Origin of the sequence: Candidatus Protofrankia californiensis, assembly GCF_900634765.1 — a bacterium.
Lineage (GTDB): Bacteria > Actinomycetota > Actinomycetes > Frankiales > Frankiaceae > Protofrankia > Protofrankia californiensis.
In genome coordinates this window covers 1-3142 of record NZ_CAAAFT010000057.1, presented here as the reverse complement: position 1 = coordinate 3142, position 3142 = coordinate 1, and the positions used below count along the sequence as shown (strand labels likewise).

Annotated in this window: 3 protein-coding genes; 1 reads left to right on the top strand and 2 read right to left on the bottom strand. The window is 67.4% G+C overall.

What is annotated here, in order from left to right; translation table 11 throughout:
• Window positions 1–89 precede the first annotated feature (89 nt).
• Both DD1DGNOD_RS03120 and DD1DGNOD_RS03115 read right to left on the bottom strand, forming a co-directional pair.
• Entirely contained in the window at window positions 90–1094 is a 1005-nt protein-coding gene (locus DD1DGNOD_RS03120) for a zinc-binding alcohol dehydrogenase family protein (RefSeq protein WP_131765206.1), read from the bottom strand.
• A gap of 139 nt (window positions 1095–1233) precedes the next feature.
• Entirely contained in the window at window positions 1234–1818 is a 585-nt protein-coding gene (locus tag DD1DGNOD_RS03115) for a TerD family protein (RefSeq protein ID WP_131765141.1), read from the bottom strand.
• 303 nt (window positions 1819–2121) lie between these two features.
• Here DD1DGNOD_RS03115 and DD1DGNOD_RS03110 point away from each other — a divergent pair.
• A partial coding sequence (locus tag DD1DGNOD_RS03110) for an aspartate kinase (RefSeq protein ID WP_131769399.1) occupies window positions 2122–3142 on the top strand: 1021 nt, incomplete at its 3' end.

The following is a 3142-nucleotide window of genomic DNA, read 5'->3' as shown; positions in this document are numbered from 1 at the left end:
CGTGCCGACCGCAGAACGACCACCGACCACCGACCACCGACCAACCGAGCGATGATCGGCTGTCTGTCACGCCCAGTCGGACGGGAAGCTCAGCCGGACGGGAACACGACCGCGGCGCCGTTGACCCGGTCCGCCGCCAGGTCGATCAGTGCCTCGTCCGCACGGTCGAGCGGGTACGGCGTGACCGTGACCGCGAGGTGGTGCCGGCGGGCAATCTCCAGGAACTCGCGGCCGTCCGCACGGGTGTTCGCGGTCGTGCTGCGCAGGGATCGTTCCTGGAACAGATGCCGTTGATAGTTCAGCGCCGGCACGTCGGACAGATGGATGCCGGCAACCGACAGCGTCCCGCCCCGGTTGAGCGCGCTCAACGCGACCGGCACCAGATCACCGACCGGGGCGAACAGGACCGCGGCGTCCAGCGGCTCCGGCGGTGCGTCATAGGCACCGGACGCCGACAACGCACCGAGCGAGAGCGCAAGCCGGCGGGCCGCCTCGGAACGGGTCATGACATGGACCCGCGCTCCCTGCGCCAAAGCCACCTGCACGGCCAGGTGAGCGGACGCGCCGAAACCGTAGATCCCCAGTCGGCCACCGGGTGGCAGCTCCGCCCGGCGCAAAGCCCGGAAGCCGACGATGCCCGCGCACAGCAACGGCGCCAGCTCCCCGTCGGAGTAGCCGCCCGGCAGCCGGTAGGCGTAGTCGGCGCGGACGACGGCGTACTCGGCGTAGCCGCCGTCCGCGTCCCAGCCGGTGTAGCGGGATGCCGTGCACAGGTTCTCCGCGCCGCGCCGGCAGTAGCTGCAGGTACCGTCGGTCTCCCGCAGCCAGGCGACGCCAAGGCGGTCACCGACAGCAACGCCGTCGACCCCGCTACCAACCGAGTCGACGTAGCCGACGATCTCGTGTCCGGGGATGGTGCCGGGTCTGCGCGGCCGTAGGTCACCTTCGGCGAGGTGCAGGTCGGTGCGACAGACACCGCAGGCCACAACCTGCAGTCGGACCTGGCCGGCAGCCGGTTCGGGTACCGGGACGACCGCCCGGCGCAGCGGCCGCGCCGCTGCCGGAGCCGGGGTGGTGACCTGCCAGCCGATCATTGTCGGTGTCATGTCCCTGATGTTCCCAGTTCCGACAGGCGCCTACCGGTCACACGCTGTTGCCATTCACCGACAAGCGGTCGGCCGTCCGGGGCGAACGGCCGGACGGCCGACCGCCGGCACGCTGATCGTGGAGACGTCAGATGTTGACGCCGTGGTCACGGGCAAGACCGCTGAGGTCGTTGTGGCCCTGACCGACCGCGCGGAACTTCCATTCGGCACCGTTGCGGTAAACCTCACCGAAGATAACGACCGTCTCGGTGGAATAGTCTTCGGACAGGTCATAACGGACCAACTCGGTACCGGTCTGGTCGACAACACGGATGTAGGCGTTGCGTACCTGGCCGAAGTTCTGCTGCCTCTCCTGCGCCCCGTAAATCGACACCGGGACGACAATCTTGTCGATCTCGGCCGGAACCTGACCGAGGTTGACGACGATCGACTCGTCGTCCCCCTCCCCCGCGCCGGTGAGGTTGTCACCGGTGAGCTGGATGGCGCCGTCCGGGGACTTCAGATTGTTGAAGAAGACGAAGTACTGATCAGTGAGAACCTTGCCGTCGGCCTTCACGCCGATGGCGGAGGCGTCCAGGTCGAAGTCGGTTCCGGTGGTGGTGCGGGCGTCCCAACCGAGCCCGACCGTCAGCGCGGTGAGCTGGGGCGTGCCCGCCTCGGCCGCCTGCTTGGTGAGGCTGACGTTGCCGCCCTTGGCGAGGCTGATGGCCATGTGCAGATCGTCCCTTCCGATCGGGGTCCGCGTCGTAGCGGGTTGTCCCGACTGATGTCCGACAATGGATACCGGAAGAACCCTCGCACACGCGAGGTCACACGCCCACCCCAGGTCGGGATTCGTACATGACGGGTCATGCCGGCGCCACGACCAACACGACCGCAACTCTTCCAGCATCCGAGCCCTGGAGGGCCAAAAGCAGTACGATCATGTTTTCGCGCCCGGCAAAGCGATGCGCGGGATCGGCGCGTCGCCAAGCGAGGCGATGAGCCTGGGAGAGACCCAAGTAACCTGGGACCCATGGCGGTCGTCGTGGCGAAGTTCGGTGGCTCCTCCGTGGCGGACGCCGACCGGATCAAACGGGTCGCCGAGCGGATCGTGGATCAGCGCCGCTGCGGTGACGACGTCGTCGTGGTGGTGAGCGCAATGGGTGACACCACCGACGATCTGCTCGACCTTGCCGAACAGATCGCCCCCCTCCCACCGGCCCGCGAACTCGACATGCTGCTCACCGCCGGTGAGCGCATCTCCATGGCGCTGCTGGCCATGGCCATCTCGAACCTGGGCGCCGAGGCTCGCTCCTTCACCGGATCCCAGGCCGGGGTGATCACCGACTCGGTACACGGCAGAGCCCGCATCATCGACGTCACCCCGGGACGCATCCGAAGCGCCCTGGACGAGGGCGCCATCGCGATCGTCGCCGGTTTTCAGGGCGTCAGCCAGGACACCAAGGACGTGACAACGCTCGGTCGGGGTGGCTCCGATACAACCGCCGTCGCGCTCGCAGCCGCCCTGAACGCCGACTTCTGCGAGATCTACACCGACGTGGACGGCGTCTTCACCGCCGACCCGCGGATCGTGCCGGACGCCCGCCGCATCGAACGCATCTCGTACGAGGAGATGATGGAGATGGCGGCCTGCGGAGCAAAGGTACTCATGCTTCGATGCGTCGAGTATGCACGCCGTTACACGGTCCCCGTACACGTCCGCTCGTCGTTCTCGTCGAGGCCGGGGACATGGGTTACCGAGATTGCGGAGGCAGAACTCGTGGAACAGGCCATTATCCGGGGAGTCGCGCACGACCAGGGAGAAGCGAAGGTGACCGTGGTCGGCTGCCCGGACAAACCCGGAGTGGCTGCCGCGGTGTTTCGGGCGGTTGCCGATTCCGACGTCAATCTCGACATGATCGTCCAGGTCGGTTCGGTCGCCGGTACCGGCCGGACCGACATCTCCTTCACCCTGCCGAAGACCGACGGCCGCAACGCCCTGAACGCGCTGGAGAAGGTCCGCGCGGAGATCGGGTTCGAACGAACCCTGTATG